We start from the raw sequence: 16,875 nt of genomic DNA, 5'->3' as shown, positions 1-16,875 counted from the left end.
CCCCGTAAATGAGGCCGCGAGAGAGAACCGGTGCCCGGCCAGGGGCACCGGCCATTTACTTCAGGTTGCTTTTGAAGAACGAAGTCAACTTAGCGAATGGAATGAGGTTGACCCGGTCGTAAAGATCCACATGTCCGGCATCTGGAATGATCAGCAGTTCTTTGGGTTCGGCAGCGCGTTTGTAGGCGTCTTCACTGAACTCGAGCGAGTGTGCCTTGGCGCCAGCAATGAACAGCAGTGGGCGAGGGGAGATCGAATCTATGTCGTTAAACGGATAGAAGTTCATGAACTTCACGTTGCTGGTCAGTGTAGGCATGGTGGTGGTCTGCGCCGATGCGCCGGCAGGCGTAACCTCGCCACGCGGGGTGCGGTAGAAATCGTAGAACTCGTCACCCACGGCGTTACCGGTCAGCTTCAGCGGCGTGCCGCTGGTATAACGAATTTGACCACCCTGAAACTCTATATCACGCTGCTGCGCCGCCTCGCGAATGATCTGCTGACGTTGTTCCGCCGTTACGCCATGCTTGAGGCCATTACGATTGGCTGCGCCCATGTCGTACATGCTGACGGTGGCGATCGCCTTGAGGCGCGGATCAATCTTGGCCGCGCTGATGGCGAAGCTGCCGCTGCCACAGATGCCAATGACACCAATACGCTCGTGATCAACAAGGGGTTGAGTGCCGAGAAAGTCCACGGCGGCACTGAAGTCTTCGGCATAGATATCAGGCGAGACCGCTTGGCGAGGTGTGCCCGCACTTTCGCCCCAGAAGGACAAGTCCAGCGACAGCGTGACAAATCCCTGCTCGGCCATTTTGGTGGCGTAGAGGTTTGCGCTTTGCTCCTTTACCGCGCCCATGGGGTGGCCAACGATGATGGCGGCGTTTTTCGTTTTCGGGTCGAGATCTTTCGGGGTGAACAAGTTGCCCGCGACTTTCATTCCGTATTGATTGTTGAAGGTGACCTTTTCCACCGTCACTTTGTCGCTTTTGTAGAAGTTGTCTGCACCGTTTGACATATCGGCTCCCATCGAAGAAAAAGAGGTAACAAGTAGCCCGAGGGCGAGAAAAATACCTTTCACTGGATCATCCTTTCGGTTGAGTCGTTACCGGCTGGAGTCTTTCGACTAGCCAACCAATGTGGCGTTGTCGATCACAAAGCGATACTTGACGTCACCCTTGAGCATCCGTTCGTAGGCGTTGTTGATCTGATCGGCTCGAACCAGTTCGATGTCGGCGACGATGTTGTGCTCGGCACAGAAATCCAGCATCTCCTGTGTTTCAGGGATGCCGCCGATCATCGAGCCGGCAATGGTTCGGCGCTTCATGATCAGGTTGAACACGTTGGGTGATGGATGCGGGGAGGCGGGGGCACCGACCAGCGTCAGCGCTCCGTCGCGCTTGAGCAACACCAGAAACGCATCCAGATCGTGGGGCGCTGCGACGGTATTGAGGATGAAGTCGAAGCTCTTGGTATGCGCGGCCATCTCCTCAGCGTTGCGCGATACCACCACTTCGTCCGCGCCCAATTCCTTTGCCGCTTCGCGCTTGGATTCCGATGTGGTGAATGCCACGACATGGGCGCCCATCGCATGGGCCAGTTTGATGCCCATGTGGCCTAGCCCACCAATACCGACCACGCCGACTTTCTTACCCGGCCCGACGTTCCAGTGGCGCAGCGGCGAATACGTGGTGATGCCCGCGCACAGCAGCGGTGCGACGGCGGCCAGTTGTTGCTCGGGATGGCGGATGCGCAGGACGTAACGCTCATGCACCACAACGTTTTGTGAGTAGCCGCCGAGCGTCCAGCCAGGAGCGTCTGGGGTAGGAAAGTTGTAGGTTCCGATCATGCCGTCGCAATAGTTTTCCAGGCCGGTTTCGCAGTCGTCACACTGTTTGCAACTGTCGACAATACAACCGACACCAACAAGATCGCCGACTTTGAAGTCTGCAACATGCGCGCCGACCGCTGATACCCGCCCGACAATTTCGTGCCCCGGTACGCAAGGAAATTGAGTGCCTGCCCATTCGGCACGCACCTGATGCAAGTCCGAATGGCAGATTCCGCAGAAGGCGATATCAATCTGAACGTCATGGGCGGTGGGGGAGCGGCGACTGATCTGCAAAGGCTCAAGGGGTTTGTCGCCCGCATAAGCACCATAGGCATGTATAAGCATGGGAGAGTCTTCCTCGAGGGTGTGTCGAGTAAGCATTTTCCCCCGTTGAGCAGACTCTCTATAGTGCATTTCGCTGGATTACTTGCCTGATTCTATGGGTTTGCGTTTTTTGGCAAGACGGTTAAGTGCGAGCGGGTTAGAGTTCAACCAAGAGGTACGAGATGAACATGACAGCTCAATACGACATCGCCACATCGCGGCAGCAAGCGCTTGCTCAGGTCATTGGCTCGCAGGTCTCGAAGCCCGGTGACTATGGAACCCTCATTGAGGGCCTCGGTTTCTTTCGGCGTGAGCATCCCTCCGCTCCCATCGTCTGCATGGTCGAGCCAAGCATCATTCTTGTCGCTCAGGGCAAAAAACAGTTGTGGCTAGGCGGTGAGGGTTATCCGTATGACACATCGCGCTTTCTGGTTACATCACTGAATTTACCTGCCAACTCGGAAGTCCTCGCGGCGAGCCCGGAACATCCGTGCCTGGGGCTGACGTTTAAACTCGATTTGCGCATGCTGGCCGAACTGATAGCGCAGACTGACTTGCCGCGCACCCGTGAACGCTCAATCGCGAAAGGCGTAGGTATCGGTTCGGTAACCGCAGACATGCTGGCGTCGTTCGAACGCTTATTGGCGTTGCTTGATGAACCGGAAGCCATTCCTGTTCTCGCCCCCTTGATCCAGCGTGAAATTCACTACCGCCTCTTGAAAAGTGATCAGGCTGGCCGGCTTCGACAGATAACTTCTGTCGATGGCCAAGGTTATCGGATCGCGAAAGCCATCGATTGGTTGAAGTTGAATTACACTTCGGCGCTTAGAGTCGATGAGCTAGCGGCCCGTGTACAGATGAGCACGCCAACCTTCCACCACCACTTCCGCCAACTCACCGCAATGAGCCCCTTGCAGTATCAAAAATGGCTGAGGCTGAACGAGGCAAGGCGATTGATGCTCAATGAACACCAAGACGTATCCTGTGCGGCTTTCAAGGTTGGATATGAAAGCCCCTCCCAGTTCAGCCGCGAATACAGTCGATTCTTTGGTGTTGCGCCTAAACGAGATATCGCAGTGTTACGAAAGGGCAGGCTAGCGACATTGTGAGGTCTTCTTGGCGAATCAGATCGGAGCAAGGGTCCGATTCACCAGCCGCTGCTCGGGTGGCGATAGGATACGTCCCGCCAGTTGCACGATGGCGCACTCGATACACATGTCCGATGGCGAAAGTTCGGGATGTAACAGGCGCGCAAGTTTACTAGGCCGCCATTACGGGCGTCATGCTCCAGCCAAGAGTTTCAGGTGAACAGGAGGTTGTCGCCACACAACGTCAGGTCGCGTAGCAACGACGGGTTGTCAAAGGTCAGTTCCCACCAGTATCACCTGATTCTGTTTCATGATGAACATCGCGCGCAGGCGCGGGGCGAGAGACTTGTCGAGCATCACGAAGGACCAGGCATAGCCCGGCACCTGCGTCGGTGAACGGGGGGAGTCTGCTGGAGTAGTGGATGTTCCGGCCGGCGGTAGAGGGCGGCGGGCCGGGCCAGCAGAACCAATTGGGTGTATACCCGTTACTGGCTGCCTCCTTGCAGCCAGTAACAAAGGGTTGTTACTACGTATTGTTCAAGAGGGTTCCCGAGCAAAGTCGCAGTAAGTTAGGTGGGATATATCGATCCTATCCGCAACGAGTTTTTCATCGAGCTCAAACTCGCTGCCTCAAAGCCCTGGGTAGCGATTACTTGAGCGTAACGTCGAGCATCGGCGGGATGTAACCGTAGTCGTACTCGGCAACCACGAACGTCTGCTGCCCTTTGATCTTGATCCCCACCGTCGGTGCTTCGGTGCCGCCGATACGAATCTGCGTGCCGGTTTCGTCGGTCGGTACGCTGTCGATAAATGAGGTCACCAGGCCGTTGGGCATCACGCAGTGCGAGTAGGTCTGGAACGGCTGGGAAGACGGATTTCCCAGTACCAGGCCGGAACCGTTCAAGGGTACGTAAGGACCGAACAGCGAATCTGCGACAAAGCCGTACACACCGTCTGGCCCGGTCACCCCATCGGCATAGGTAAAGGTGTGGCTGATGGTGAACAGGTAGTACTTGCCGTCCTGGAACACGAAGTGCGGGCGTTCGGTCTGATCGTTGACGCCTACCGCGGTCAGCAGCGGCGGCAGCATTTCCCAGTCGTCGCCGTCTTCGTCACGGGCTACGGCGATACCGACACAGGCCGTCTGGAAGCGCGAGTTGCCGACGTCTTCATAACCCGGCGGCACATCACCGACTTCTGCTTCACCGACCTTGTGCGAGCCGCGCTCGCCGGCCACGTTGCCCTCGAACAGCATGTACAGCTTGCCATCCTTCGGGTCGCGGAACGGCCATGGATCACGGAAACCCCAGAAGGCGTTTTGCGCTTCGGTCTGGTACATCTTGCCGTCGGCCTCGAACAGCGGCTTGACCTTCTCGAAGCCGACCAGGCTGACGCCATGCTCGGTGGTCACCACACGGCCACGCACCTTGACGATGGTCGCGCCCGGCGTGACCGCGGTGTAGTACAGGTCCACTTCGCCTTGCTCGTTCAACAGAATCGGCGTGCCGGCCCATTCGCGAACGGTCGGCGAAACCCCTTCAGCCATCACTCGGCCGCCGAGTTCCCAGTTCTTGCCGGTGCGGGAGAACCAGTAGTACATCTTTGCCCGACCATGGCGATCGTTCCAGTCGCGGGTGATGTCGTAGTTACCGTTCTGGTCGAGGTATTGCGGGTCGTTCGGGTGACGATCCGCAGTCAGGGTGAAGATCACTGACCAGCCATCGACAGAGGTGATGTTGCCGTCGATATCACGCAGCGGCATGGTGTCCCAGATAAACACCTCGTCGCTCAGTACCGGGAAGTTCGCACTGACCAGTGGCTGGGTGGTAGTGGGGTCGTCCGCGCGGACTTTCAGCGCATCGGCTCGGGTCCACAGGCTGGGTTGATGGGGTGTTTTGCCAAATTTCTCAGTGTTGCTTTTCATAGGGAAAAACCTCGTCCATGAATGGATTCAAATAAATACTGTATTTATATACAGTCATTTAACTGTAAAAGACTCCTCCCTTCGGGTCAAGGGAAAAAATGCATTTATGCATAATTGAGTTTTTTGTTGAAGCTGATACGTTTCAGCTTGTGATGTTTCTAGAGGTTTGTTCTCGGACCGATCAGCGACGTTACCTGCATGATGCTGGGTAGACGCAGGTGGTCAAATCGATCAACGCTGTCGAACCTGGCAAAGAGTTTTGGTGCGATGGCATGCACGTAGCCCTGCGTCTTCAACGCCAGCATCACTATCAGTAGAGGAGTCAGGCAATGAACGCTGCAATCGATGCGCGGGCACGTCACCGAGAGGCTCAACCGGCATTAATACTTGCAAGTTAGGGGCTGCGGATTGTGGGTTAAGTCAGTCGAATTAATTTCGCAGCTGTTTCGAAAGCCGACAGCAACGATGCTACCGAGCCAATCAAGCTGATCAGGTTGCCTGGGATCGGGTACATCACCCCAAGGGGTTAGTACCGATACAAAGTCGACTCACCGGAGGTACGGACGAAAGCTTGGATGAACTGATGGCGATCTCATCCCAGGCCTAGGTCTGTGAAAGCTACCAAAGCGGAGCTGGTCGGCCGGTCCGTGGCGCCGACGTTTCCCGCTCCAAACATAGCGCTACAGAGTTCCACTGAATTCTGTCAGCGATCGAAACAAGGACCTCCGGGTCCTTTTTTCGTTCCGGCGGGAACCTCTGACATCCAGCACCGTCCAGTGCTTTTAAGCCCTGAATTGTTGGCGCCGAGCGTTCTCCACCGCTCAAGCCCGGTGACTCGGCGAAGCCCTGAACGCTTCCACCGTCAGCGGGCTGCGCCGTGTCGTACCACTTCTATACAAAAGGTCTGTTCGTAGGGCGGTACGTTGCATTCGACAATATCAGTGGCGGCGACTTGCAGGTGTATACCGACAATGTCGGCCCGGATCGGCTGCTGACGGACATGCCGGTCGACCAGTACCGCCGTATGGACCCGACGAGCCCCCAGTTGTGCCAGATATGCACAAGTGCGCAGGAGGGAATGGCCTTCGAAGAGCACATCATCGACCACCAGAAACGTGGTATTGGCCAGATCCAACCTGCCCAGGGCCGGGTTTTCGGTCAATTGCGTGTAGGTATGCAGCACTTGCAGGTCGTCGGCGTAGCGCTTGACCTGCAGCGGGTAAACAGGGAGTTCCGGCCGGCCGGTCTGACGCGCAATGTACTCGCGCAACCTTTGAGCCAGGGGCAGGCCCCTGCGCTCGATGCCTATCAGTGCCGCATGCGTTGGTGGCAGAAGGGTGGCGGCCTTGCGCGCCATCGTCTGCAACACAACATCCAGCTCATCACTGTCATACAGGCGCAACCGTTGACTTGCCACTAGGATCGTCATTGCTTTCTCCTGCTCGGGAAACATGGGGTCATGCGGTGCCGGCTACGGCAGCAGGCGTATGCCATGAGATACGTGTGCAATCGGCGAGTCTGAACTCCTGAGGCGCCGCACCCTTGCGAGTGCATGTTGGGTCAATGTAGACCGGCTGACCCTGGCAGGATTGATATTGATCAATCGCGATCAATCCAACGCCCGATCCTTTCAACCGACGCGAATCTGCGGTGGCGCCAGAGGTGTGGGCACAAGCTGCCGCGAGTGAATGTATTGCGTGCCCGGGCACTTGATATAAATCAACTCCAAGGCCGCATCGACGGAGGATTCTGAGTTCATAAAGAAGGTGCTCGGTTCGGCGGTGAACACGACAGTTGTCCGCCATTGCGGGCAATGACAAACGTGCAAGCCCATGGAGTCCGATCATGAGCCAGTATCAACGGTTATTGCTGATCATCAACCCGGCGCTGCGCCGGTCTCAAGCCATGAACCATGCTGCCGCTCTGGCCAAGGTCAGCGGTGCCAGCCTGCACATTGCTGCCTTGATCCCGACCTGGAACCTGTTGTCGCTGCTCGAAGAGGGTGACCGGGAAAAAGCTCGCGAAAATTATCTGCAAGATCATCGCGATTGGCTCAAATACCAGGCAGCTCATCTGCGTGATAGTAATAAAGGTATCGAAGTGACGGCTGAAGCGAAGTGGGCCGACGACCTGCAGCAGGAGATTCTCGATTACGTCGCAGAAATGCAGCCAGACCTGCTGATCAAGCAGGTGCAGCGCGAACCGGCACTCAAGCGTGCATTCATCACCCCGCTGGATTGGCGTTTACTGCGTCACTGTCCGATACCGGTCTATCTGCTCAGCGAAGACGACCTGCCCTTGCCGCGCAAGATCGTGGCGGCGGTCGATGCCTCCAATACCCTTGCCCAGGACAACGAGCTCAATGAACGGATCATCCAGCAGGCTTCCAGTCTCGCCATCCAGTGTCAGGCCGAGTTGCACTTGCTGTATGCCTGCGACATTTCCATGGTGTACCTGGGCGATATGGGCGGCGGGGGCCTGACAATTTCGGACCTTGGCAGGCAATTGCGCAAAGGTCATGAAAAGTCATTCCTCGAACTGGCCGACCGTTATGGCGTGCCTGCCGACCGGCGGCATTTCATCGAAGGGCAGCCTGTCGCGGTGCTCCATGCGTTCACCGATGAGCAGCATATGGATGTGATTGTGATGGGCAAGGTCCAGTCCCACGGACTGGACAAGCTGCTGGGCAGCACCACCGAACATCTCCTGTATCAGGTGTCCTGCAGCATTCTGGCTATCTAGCGCGGCGAGGGCCGCCTATTCCGAAATCACAGGCGTGATCGTCGGAGGAGGTCCTCGTAATCCTTAGTCCCTCATTGCAAACCCTCTTGCCAAACCGCGTCGAGGCCGGTCGACGACTGGTGGAACCCTTGCTCAAATACGCCAACGGGTCTGACGTCATCATTCTCGCGTTGCCCCGGGGCGTTGAACGGAACGCCGATTTGCGTTTGCCGACCAACACCCGCGCCTTGCTCGTTTTCGTACACGGCAGCGGTAGTGGCCGTTTGAGCCCGCGTAATCAATACATGGCCGATGTACTGACCCATCGGGGCTTGGGTTCGCTGTTGTTTGACCTGCTCACGGAAACGGAGCAGCGCCTGGATAACTTGAGGCGTATCAGGATTCTGACGCACGCTCGTTTTATCAATCTCTTCAAGCGTGTATGCCGATGAAGAAATTTTATTCCCGGCGATCACTTCCTCGCGATTTTCCAAGCAAGCGCCGCTTTTGTTTTTCCAGGAAGAACATCACCTCGAGCTTCAGATTATCGGGGTCGAGGAAATAAACCGCATAGTAGCCCTCGCCATAATCCGGATAGTCAGCGGGTGCGTCGACAATCGTAACCGCCTGATCCAGCAGGAACGCGTAGAGCGCATCGACGTCCTCGCGCGCGGCAACCTCGAACGCATAGTGGTGATAGCCCACATCGCCGGTCCGGTGCTTGTGTTTGCGCCCCTGGGCATCGGCTTCGGTGATCCAGAACAGGGTTTCGCCATTGGTCCAACCAATAACCCGGTCGAACTCCCACTCTATGGTGAATCCCAAGAAACCGAGTACCTGATCGTAGAACGCCCTGGAGCGGTCCAGATCACTGACACGAATAGCCAAGTGGTCTATCCCGATGACGTTCATCCTGTCAGGTCTCCTCGGTTTCTTGGGACAAAGAGCGCTGTTGAACTCAGAACGGGGCGTCGATATCGACCACGACAATGAGCTTGTGGTTGACGAACTCCTTGAGCCCGAGACCGATCAGCTCGCGGCCGTACCCCGAGCGGCGCACGCCACCGAAAGGCAGATCGGCTTCGACCTTGGTCGGATGGTTGACGAACACCATGCCGGTGGAGATTTTCTTCGCGACTTCTGCGCCATGCGCCGTGTCCGAGGTGAATACCGAACCGCCGAGGCCGAACGGCGAGTCGTTGGCGATACGCACTGCATCGTCTTCATCCTTGGCGCGGAACACCATGGACACCGGGCCAAAGAACTCCCAGTAGCGAGCGGGGTTGTCTTCGGCGACATCGGTCAGGATCGTCGGCTGCACGAATGCCCCATCGACAGGCACGGGCGGCCCGACTTCTTCGGCCTTGGCGCCAAGCTTCACGGCTTCGAGGATCTTTTGTTTGACCTCATTGGCCGCGCTTTGCGAGGAGAGCGGTGCCAGGGTCGTTTTCGCATCGAAGGGATCGCCGGCCACCAACTCCGCGACGCCCTTGCGATAGAGCGCGAGGAAGTCGTCATAGACCGCATCGACCACGATCATGCGCTTGGAGGACACGCAGACCTGCCCGGCATTCCAATGCCGGCCGAACACCGCCCATTTGCTCGTTTTCGCCAGGTCCGCGTCGGCCAGCACGACGAAGGCGTCGGCGCCGCCGAGTTCCAGGGTGGATTTTTTCAGCGCTTTACCCGCTTGCGACGCAACCACCGCACCGGCGCCTTCCGAGCCGGTCAAGGCAACGCCCTGCACGCGGGCATCGTTGATGATCAGCTCGATCTGCGAACGCGTGGCGTACAGATTACGGAAGGCGCCGTCAGGCAGGCCGGCATCCTTCATCAACTTTTGAAAGCCAGCGGCGCTTTGCGGCACATTCGCTGCGTGTTTGAGAAGCACGGTATTACCGGCAGAAAGCTGCGGCGCCAGAATGCGGGCGATCTGGTAATAAGGGAAGTTCCACGGCTCGATCGCCAGCAGCACGCCGAGCGGTTCGCAGACGAGAACCGCCTCGCCCTCGGCAGGGTCGAGGACCGGGAGTTTCTCCGGCTTGAGCAAGGTTTCGGCATTGCGCACATAGTATTCGAAGATTTTTGCCGACAGCTCGACCTCGGCTTTCGCCTCGGCAAACAGCTTGCCCATCTCCAGCGTCAGTACCCTGGCAAAGGCGTCGCTGTCCTTGCGCAGGATATCGGCCGCATTCTGCAGGATGCGCGCACGTTCGGCGAAAGATGTGTCCTTCCACGCCAGGAAAGCCTCATGGGCCTTGCCGATGGCCGCGGTGACTTCTGCATCGGTCGCATCGGGAAAGGTTTGCAGTGTCTCGCCCGTATAGGGATTGATTGTTGCGTATGCCATGTAAAAGCTACTCCAGAACCGTTTCGACTAAATGGCCAACCCGCCGCTGAGTGCATATGCCGGGCCTGCCGAAGGTACACGAGGAACAGGTTTCAAACATGGAGCCAAAGGTCGCAGGCCCACCCAGACCCGAGAGATCGGGGAGCTCACTTGACGTTCAGGGCGGCGGCGACGGTCACTGAAAGCGGCCACGATGATCTGCCGATCAGCGTCTCCTGTTGATCTTTGTCATAGAAAGGCAAAGAAGAGGCGTCCTTGCGCGGCTTGCCTGACTAATAGGCATCCCCCTTTTGCGCGACTTGTGCCATAAGACCGGTAGCGTTGGCGACCCGATGGCGCAGCAATAGCATCCATTGACTCCCCGACCCTGGGGCCGGGTGGCGGGCATTGCGCCAGACTTCGGAGCGCTGGAAGGGTGGTGCTGTACTGCTTTGGCATTTGTTGGGCCCGCTGTAACGTAAGCTCACTCACGGATACAAGGAGATAAGCATGAAAGCTGCTGTTGTTGCCCAAGGGCAACGCGTGAATGTGATCGAAAAAACATTACGGCCTCTGAAACATGGTGAGGCTCTCCTTAAAATGCAGTGCTGCGGGGTCTGCCATACCGACCTGCACGTCAAGAACGGCGATTTCGGTGATAAAACCGGGGTGATCCTAGGCCATGAAGGCATCGGTATCGTGCAGCAGGTAGGACCAGGCGTCACCTCTCTGAAGCCCGGTGACCGGGCCAGCGTAGCCTGGTTCTTCCAGGGCTGTGGGCACTGTGAATACTGCAACAGCGGCAACGAGACACTCTGCCGCAACGTAAAAAACTCCGGCTACACCGTGGATGGCGCAATGGCCGAAGAGTGCATTGTCGTCGCCGACTACTCGGTGAAAGTGCCTGATGGGCTTGATTCTGCGGCGGCGAGCAGCGTGACCTGTGCTGGCGTAACGACCTATAAAGCTGTGAAGGTTTCCAATATCCGCCCTGGGCAGTGGATTGCGATCTACGGGCTGGGCGGCCTGGGGAATCTGGCGTTGCAGTACGCAAAAAATGTATTCAACGCCCGAGTGATCGCCGTGGACATCAACGATGATCAACTGCAGTTCGCCAGGGAAATGGGCGCTGACCTGGTCATCAACTCCCGCAACGAGGATGCCGCAAAAGTTATCCAGGAGAAGGTCGGCGGAGCTCACGCGGCTGTCGTGACGGCCGTCGCCAAGGTCGCGTTCAACTCTGCGGTGGATGCCCTGCGTGCCGGTGGACGCCTGGTCGCAGTTGGGCTTCCGCCTGAAGCCATGAGCCTCGATATTCCTCGGTTGGTGCTTGACGGGATCGAGGTGGTCGGCTCACTGGTCGGTACTCGACAAGACCTCGTAGAAGCCTTCGAGTTTGCCGCGCAAGGCAAGGTGGTGCCGAAGGTAACATTGCGTCCGATCGAAGATATCAATGAGATCTTCGATGAAATGCAGCAAGGGAAAATCAAAGGCCGCATGGTGATTGATTTGAGTCATTGACGGGCCATTGGCAGTCGCTCGGGCGGCTGCCAATACCGTTGGCTCCTCGCGACGAGAAGCGCAGCCGATCGCTTTTGCCGATAGTTTCTGGATGGTTTTCTCACCTGCATCGCTAGATATTGAGGCGAGGTTGATGATAGGTTTTGCGTCCAAAACCATCCTGCGCGGGAGATAACCGATGTTTGGCGTGACCGACTATGGCGCTTTCATCATCGCCTTCATCATCGTCCTGGCCATTCCTGGCCCCGGCAATTTTGCCCTCATCACGGCGACCGGCAAAGGCGGGATAAAAGCGGGTTTGGCTGCGACGTGCGGAGTGATACTCGGTGACCAGGTGCTCTTATGGCTGGCGGTCGCCGGCGTCGCAACCCTGCTGGCCGCGTATCCGGCAGCGTTCCATCTCATTCAATGGTTGGGCGCGTCGTACTTGGCGTGGCTGGGCCTGCGAATGTTGTTTAGTCAGGCTGGGGCCGCGCCGCGCAAGAGCCGGATGGATAACGGCCATTTCCTGCGTCAGACCATGATGATCACGTTGCTCAACCCCAAGGCGATCATCTTCTACATGGCCTTTTTCCCGTTGTTTGTCGATCCGGTGAAGCATCAGGGCATAGTGACATTCGCGTTCATGGCCGCGACCGTAGCGGTGGTGACGTTCCTCTATGGTTTGATAGCCGTCCTATTGACCCACAAGCTCGCTCAGCGCATGCGGGCCAACCCGCGCATCGCCAATCTGCTGGAGCGCTTGGCCGGCGTTTGCCTGCTGGGGTTCGGCGTCAAGCTGGTCGCCATGCGCTGAATACGAGCCGTTGGTTTACCCTGGCAGTGATGCCGACGTTGCCCGCTGGGTGCTACGGTGATGGCTTTTTAGCAACCCATTCGAGATGTCCCTATGAAACCCAATCCGACAATCGATAACGTATTACGCGTCGCGTTGGTTACAGGGTCCACTTCCGGTATCGGCGCAGCCATTGCACGTGCACTAAGCCGGGCAGGCTATGCAGTGGTGCTCCATTCGCGAAACTCTGCGGATACGGGACGCGCTATGGTTGCCGAAATGAAGCAGGCTATTTACGTGCAAGCTGATCTTGCTTTTGAAGCTGACAGGGTCAGGCTTGTTAATGAGGCGATCGCCGCGTGGGGGCAGCTCGACGTATTGGTCAATAACGCTGGTATTAGCAGAGTCATTCCGCACGGCGACCTTGCCTCGGCCAACTCGACGGTGTGGCACGAACTTAACGAGGTTAATGTCGTGGCGCCGTTCCACCTAGTCGCATTGGCCGAGTCGGCATTGCGCGATGCCGCCTGTTACCGTCGAGCAGGTTGCGTCGTAAACATCAGTTCGCATGCCGGTATCCGTCCTAAGGGCGCGTCTATTCCCTATGCGGTAAGCAAAGCTGCGCTTAATCACATGACCCGCTTGCTCGCGGTATCGCTGGGGCCAGAAATTCGCGTAAACGCTGTGGCGCCTGGCTTGGTCGACACGCCGCTGACCGCAGAGTGGACAGAGGCCCAAGAGTTGTGGCGAACTCGCGCCCCTATGCGCAGGGCCGCTAGCCCAGACGACATCGCAAACGCTGTTGTAATGCTGGTCGAGTCGGACTACTTGACCGGCGAGATACTCCTCTCAGACGGCGGGTTGAATCTGACCTAGGTTTAGCGTGCTCCGGTATCTGGCGATGGTTGCAGACGTTCCGCTTGCGCCTCGTTGACGGTGCCGATGTGTGTTATTCCGAGGTATCAGGCCTCGGAAAGCTGAAACCGATAACCGACCCCATACAACGATTCGATGGGCGTTTCCCCTGGGCACGCCTGCTCCAGCTTGCGCCGCAGGTTGCGGATATGGCTGTCCACCGTGCGGTCGGTGACCACGCGGTGGTCGGAGTAGATCTTGTCGAGCAGTTGGTCACGGGAAAATACCCGCCCGGCGGAACGTGCAAAGGTGCTGAGCAGTCGCAGTTCCAGGGGGGTGAGGTCCAGGGCGATGCCGTCTATCGAGGCGCGATACTGCGCTTCGTCGATCAGCAGGCGCGGCGCCGAGCTGACCAGCAGTTGGGGCCCGCGGCGCAGGATGGCCTTGACCCGGGCCACCACCTCCCGGGGGCTGAAAGGCTTGCAGATGTAGTCGTCGGCCCCCAGGTCCAGGCCCAGCAGGCGGTCCACCTCTTCGACGCGGGCGGTGATCATGATGATCGGCACGGCGCTGAAACCGCGCAGGTCCTGGCAGATTTGCATGCCGTCACGCCCAGGCAGCATCAGGTCGAGCAGGATCAGGCGCGGTGTTTGCGCACGCACGGTCGGCACCACCTGCAAGCCGTTGTCCAGGCACACGGTCGAGTAGCCTGCCGCGACCAGATAATCCTGCATCAAGGCGGCCAGCTTCGGTTCATCTTCGACAATCAGGATCGGGCTTTTGTCGGTCATGGTTCAGATATCCCGTGGCAAGCGCAGGGTCAGCCAAAGGCCGCCGAGGGGCGAGTGAGCGGCGCTGAGGCTGCCGCCGTGGGCGAGGGCGATGTTGTGACAAATCGCCAAGCCCAGACCGGCACCGCCACTGGCACGGTTGCGCGATGATTCGCCGCGATAGAAGCGCTCGAACAGGCGCGGCAGTTGCTCGGCCGAAACCCCTGGGCCGGAGTCGATGAAGTCGATGCACACATTCGCGCGATCGACGACGGCGCGGATGCGGATGAGCCCGTTCGGGTCGGTGTAGCGCACGGCATTTTCCAGCAGGTTGGAAAACAATTGCTGCAGGCGGCTGGCGTCGGCCAACAATTCCAGGGGCTGCGACGGCAGCTCCAGTTCGACGCGCAGATGCCGGTCGTTCAAACGCTCCTGGAACATCGACACGCTGGCTTGCAGCAGTTGATCGAGTCTGCACGCGCTCTTGCGGTAGGTCAGCGCGCCCACATCCGCCAGGGACAGTTCATACAGGTCATCCACCAGTTTGCTGAGCATGCTGACCTCACCTTGCAAGGACTTCATCGACCCTTGGTTCAGGGTGCGAACGCCATCCTCGATGGCCTCCAGCTCACCGCGCAACACCGACAGCGGGGTGCGCAACTCGTGGGAGACATCGGCCATGAACTCGCGCCGCATCTGTTCATTGCGCTCCAGGGTGTAGGCGAGTTGGTTGAAGTCCCGCGCCAATTGGCCCACTTCGTCATTGGAGGCCACGGCCACCCGGCTGCCGTAGTCGCCGCTTGCCAGGCGGTGGGTCGCCGCCGCCACCTTTTTCACCGGCTCCAACAGCGTGCGGGCGATCCACCAGGCAATCAGCATCGCCAGCAACAGCGAAAAGGCGCCCATCACCAGGCTGGTGCGTAACTGGTATTGCTGGAACCGTTCGCCGCCGGCTTCGGTCACGCTCTGGAACGGGGTCACGGCCAGCCAGCCAACGGTTTTATCGGCCACCACAATCGCGCGCAACAACGCATCGTTGCCGATATCCGGGTAGCCGTTCACGCGTTTTTTGTGTTCATCCAGCAAGGCGATGCGAAACAGCGCGCCTGTCAGGTCCGACGCCATGGGCGTGCGTAAATCGTTCTTCGCCGGATCTTCGCCGACCTCGGGCCGCATGATGTCGAACCAGCGATCCGACCGGTTGCGCAGGAACTCCCAATTGCCTTCGCGCGCATAGGCGCTGGCCAGGCGCGGCAGCACGGGGGCCATGCGCTCCAGCGCCTGCTCATTGAGATAGCCGAGAAAGCCCCGCCCGAAACTCCAGCTCGTCGCCACCCCCATGCTCAGGATGACCAGCAGCACGCCGGCCAGTACCGCAATAAACAGTTTGGTGGAGATACTCAACTTCATGGAGGTGGGCCGTTAAGAATGGATTGGGCCATTTAGGCCCTGGCGAAGAAAAGATTCAACCCGGCCGGGCAATCTTCAATTTTCCTGCACATTTGCCTTGCACGATGGCGCTGACTCAAGCCATCCCGTCTTGTAGAGGCCGCTATGTCGACGAAAATCTTCGCCAAATACCTGGTAACCGCCGCGGTTTGCCTGTCCTTGTTCATTCTGGTCCTGCTGGGCGGTTGCTCCGGCGGCGAGCCGGCACCTCAAGCGATCACTCCGAAAGTCTCGGTGATCAGCATAAAACCCCAGAGCCAAGTGCTGACCACCGAGTTGGCGGGGCGTACCCAAGCCTTCATGGTGGCGCAGATTCGCCCGCAAGTCGGCGGTATCGTCCAGCGGCGGCTGTTTGTCGAGGGGGCGGATGTCAAGGCCGGCCAAGCGCTCTACCAATTGGATGCGGCGTCCTATACCGCCGCCCTGGCGCAGTCCGAGGCGAGCCTGGCCAAGTACCGCGCCACCCTTAAATCGGCGCAGGCCACCGCCAGACGCGACGCCGAACTGGTGAAGATCAATGCCATCAGTCAGCAAACTAACGAAGACGCTCAGGCCACCTTGCTGACGGCCGCCGCCGACGTGCAAGTCGCCGAGGCTGAAGTCCAAACCGCCCGCATCAACCTGGCTTACACGCGCATCACCTCGCCGGTCAGCGGGCGCATTGAAACATCCACGGTGACCCCGGGCGCGCTGGTGGTGGCCAATCAGGACAGCGCATTGACCACCGTGCAGCAACTCGATCCGATCTACGTGGACGTTACCCAATCGACCACCGAACTGCTGCGCCTCAAGCGTGACCTGGCCAGCGGCGTGTTGCAGTCCAATGGCAACGGCGAGGCGCGCATCAGCCTGAAGCTGGACGACGGCACCACCTACAACCAGCAAGGGCGGCTCAAGGTCAGCGGGGTGAGTGTCAACGAGGGCACGGGCACCGTCACCCTGCGTGCCGAATTCGCCAACCCGGACCACCTGCTGCTGCCGGGCATGTATGTCCGCGCGGTGCTGGAACAGGCGCGCGATGACCAGGCCATTCTGATCCCGCAAAAAGCGGTGAACCGCAGCGCCAGCGGGGTGACCACTGCGTTGCTGGTGGTCGACGGCAAGGTTGAACAGCGTGAGCTGACCATCGATCGCGCGGTGGGCAATCAGTGGTGGATCACCGCGGGCCTGAAGGCGGGTGATCAGTTGGTCGTCGAAGGCGGACAAAAAGTCCGTGCCGGCGCCGCCGTCCAGGTGCAGGACGCCAATGCTCAGGCGGCCACGCCGTCCACCCCTGTGAAGGAGGGTTAAG

At 58.6% G+C, this 16,875-nt stretch carries 14 protein-coding genes and 1 pseudogene; 7 read left to right on the top strand and 8 right to left on the bottom strand.

What is annotated here, in order from left to right; all coding sequences use genetic code 11:
* Positions 1-55: 55 nt before the first annotated feature.
* Both C8K66_RS18805 and C8K66_RS18800 read right to left on the bottom strand, forming a co-directional pair.
* Positions 56-1,078, bottom strand: coding sequence for an alpha/beta hydrolase (locus tag C8K66_RS18805; protein WP_108525624.1), 1,023 nt, complete (start codon positions 1,076-1,078; stop codon positions 56-58).
* A 45-nt stretch (positions 1,079-1,123) separates the two neighbouring features.
* The gene (locus tag C8K66_RS18800; protein ID WP_108525622.1) at positions 1,124-2,173 is read right to left on the bottom strand and encodes an NAD(P)-dependent alcohol dehydrogenase; all 1,050 of its coding nucleotides are present in this window, start codon (positions 2,171-2,173) and stop codon (positions 1,124-1,126) included.
* Positions 2,174-2,334: 161 nt separating this feature from the next.
* Here C8K66_RS18800 and C8K66_RS18795 point away from each other — a divergent pair, with 161 nt between their 5' ends.
* Positions 2,335-3,261 (top strand): AraC family transcriptional regulator N-terminal domain-containing protein, encoded by a 927-nt coding sequence (locus C8K66_RS18795; RefSeq protein ID WP_371928144.1) that lies wholly within the window; start codon positions 2,335-2,337, stop codon positions 3,259-3,261.
* 628 nt (positions 3,262-3,889) lie between these two features.
* Here C8K66_RS18795 and C8K66_RS18790 read toward each other — a convergent pair.
* Complete coding sequence (locus C8K66_RS18790) at positions 3,890-5,164, bottom strand: glycoside hydrolase family 68 protein (RefSeq protein ID WP_046383990.1); 1,275 nt, start codon at positions 5,162-5,164, stop codon at positions 3,890-3,892.
* An 862-nt stretch (positions 5,165-6,026) separates the two neighbouring features.
* Complete coding sequence (locus C8K66_RS18785; RefSeq protein WP_108525620.1) at positions 6,027-6,593, bottom strand: phosphoribosyltransferase family protein; 567 nt, start codon at positions 6,591-6,593, stop codon at positions 6,027-6,029.
* A gap of 416 nt (positions 6,594-7,009) precedes the next feature.
* Here C8K66_RS18785 and C8K66_RS18780 point away from each other — a divergent pair, with 416 nt between their 5' ends.
* Together C8K66_RS18780 and C8K66_RS31345 are read left to right on the top strand one after the other, a co-directional pair.
* Complete coding sequence (locus tag C8K66_RS18780) at positions 7,010-7,906, top strand: universal stress protein (RefSeq protein WP_046383989.1); 897 nt, start codon at positions 7,010-7,012, stop codon at positions 7,904-7,906.
* A gap of 158 nt (positions 7,907-8,064) precedes the next feature.
* A pseudogene (locus C8K66_RS31345) lies at positions 8,065-8,274 on the top strand (alpha/beta hydrolase); the annotation flags it as partial.
* 70 nt (positions 8,275-8,344) lie between these two features.
* Here the strand turns inward: C8K66_RS31345 and C8K66_RS18770 are convergent.
* On the bottom strand, positions 8,345-8,797 hold the full coding sequence (locus C8K66_RS18770; RefSeq protein ID WP_017847958.1) for a VOC family protein: 453 nt from the start codon (positions 8,795-8,797) through the stop codon (positions 8,345-8,347).
* Positions 8,798-8,843: 46 nt separating this feature from the next.
* Entirely contained in the window at positions 8,844-10,235 is a 1,392-nt protein-coding gene (locus C8K66_RS18765; protein ID WP_046383987.1) for an NAD-dependent succinate-semialdehyde dehydrogenase, read from the bottom strand.
* 489 nt (positions 10,236-10,724) lie between these two features.
* Here C8K66_RS18765 and adhP point away from each other — a divergent pair, with 489 nt between their 5' ends.
* The 3 genes from adhP to C8K66_RS18750 all read left to right on the top strand — a co-directional run bounded on the left by adhP (position 10,725) and on the right by C8K66_RS18750 (position 13,386).
* Positions 10,725-11,735: an alcohol dehydrogenase AdhP gene (adhP, locus tag C8K66_RS18760; protein WP_017847956.1), complete on the top strand. Its 1,011-nt coding sequence runs from the start codon at positions 10,725-10,727 to the stop codon at positions 11,733-11,735.
* A gap of 178 nt (positions 11,736-11,913) precedes the next feature.
* Positions 11,914-12,531, top strand: a complete 618-nt coding sequence (locus C8K66_RS18755) for a LysE family transporter (protein ID WP_046383985.1) — start codon at positions 11,914-11,916, stop codon at positions 12,529-12,531.
* A 93-nt stretch (positions 12,532-12,624) separates the two neighbouring features.
* Positions 12,625-13,386 carry an SDR family NAD(P)-dependent oxidoreductase gene (locus C8K66_RS18750; protein ID WP_079443487.1) on the top strand — a complete coding sequence of 254 codons (762 nt, stop codon included), beginning with the start codon at positions 12,625-12,627 and terminating at the stop codon, positions 13,384-13,386.
* Between the two features lie 86 nt (positions 13,387-13,472).
* Here C8K66_RS18750 and C8K66_RS18745 read toward each other — a convergent pair whose 3' ends face one another.
* Both C8K66_RS18745 and baeS read right to left on the bottom strand, forming a co-directional pair.
* Complete coding sequence (locus C8K66_RS18745) at positions 13,473-14,156, bottom strand: response regulator (RefSeq protein ID WP_108525618.1); 684 nt, start codon at positions 14,154-14,156, stop codon at positions 13,473-13,475.
* A 3-nt stretch (positions 14,157-14,159) separates the two neighbouring features.
* A complete protein-coding gene (gene baeS, locus C8K66_RS18740; RefSeq protein ID WP_046383982.1) occupies positions 14,160-15,545 on the bottom strand; it encodes a sensor histidine kinase efflux regulator BaeS in 1,386 nt (461 codons plus the stop codon).
* A gap of 144 nt (positions 15,546-15,689) precedes the next feature.
* On the opposite strand from baeS, the gene C8K66_RS18735 reads away from it, so the two are divergent.
* Positions 15,690-16,874 carry an efflux RND transporter periplasmic adaptor subunit gene (locus C8K66_RS18735; RefSeq protein WP_046383981.1) on the top strand — a complete coding sequence of 395 codons (1,185 nt, stop codon included), beginning with the start codon at positions 15,690-15,692 and terminating at the stop codon, positions 16,872-16,874.
* Position 16,875: the final 1 nt, after the last annotated feature.

Origin of the sequence: Pseudomonas sp. GV105 (assembly GCF_003058185.1) — a bacterium.
In the GTDB taxonomy this organism is placed as follows: Bacteria; Pseudomonadota; Gammaproteobacteria; order Pseudomonadales; family Pseudomonadaceae; genus Aquipseudomonas; species Aquipseudomonas veronii.
This window is presented reverse-complemented; position numbering and strand designations above follow the sequence as displayed.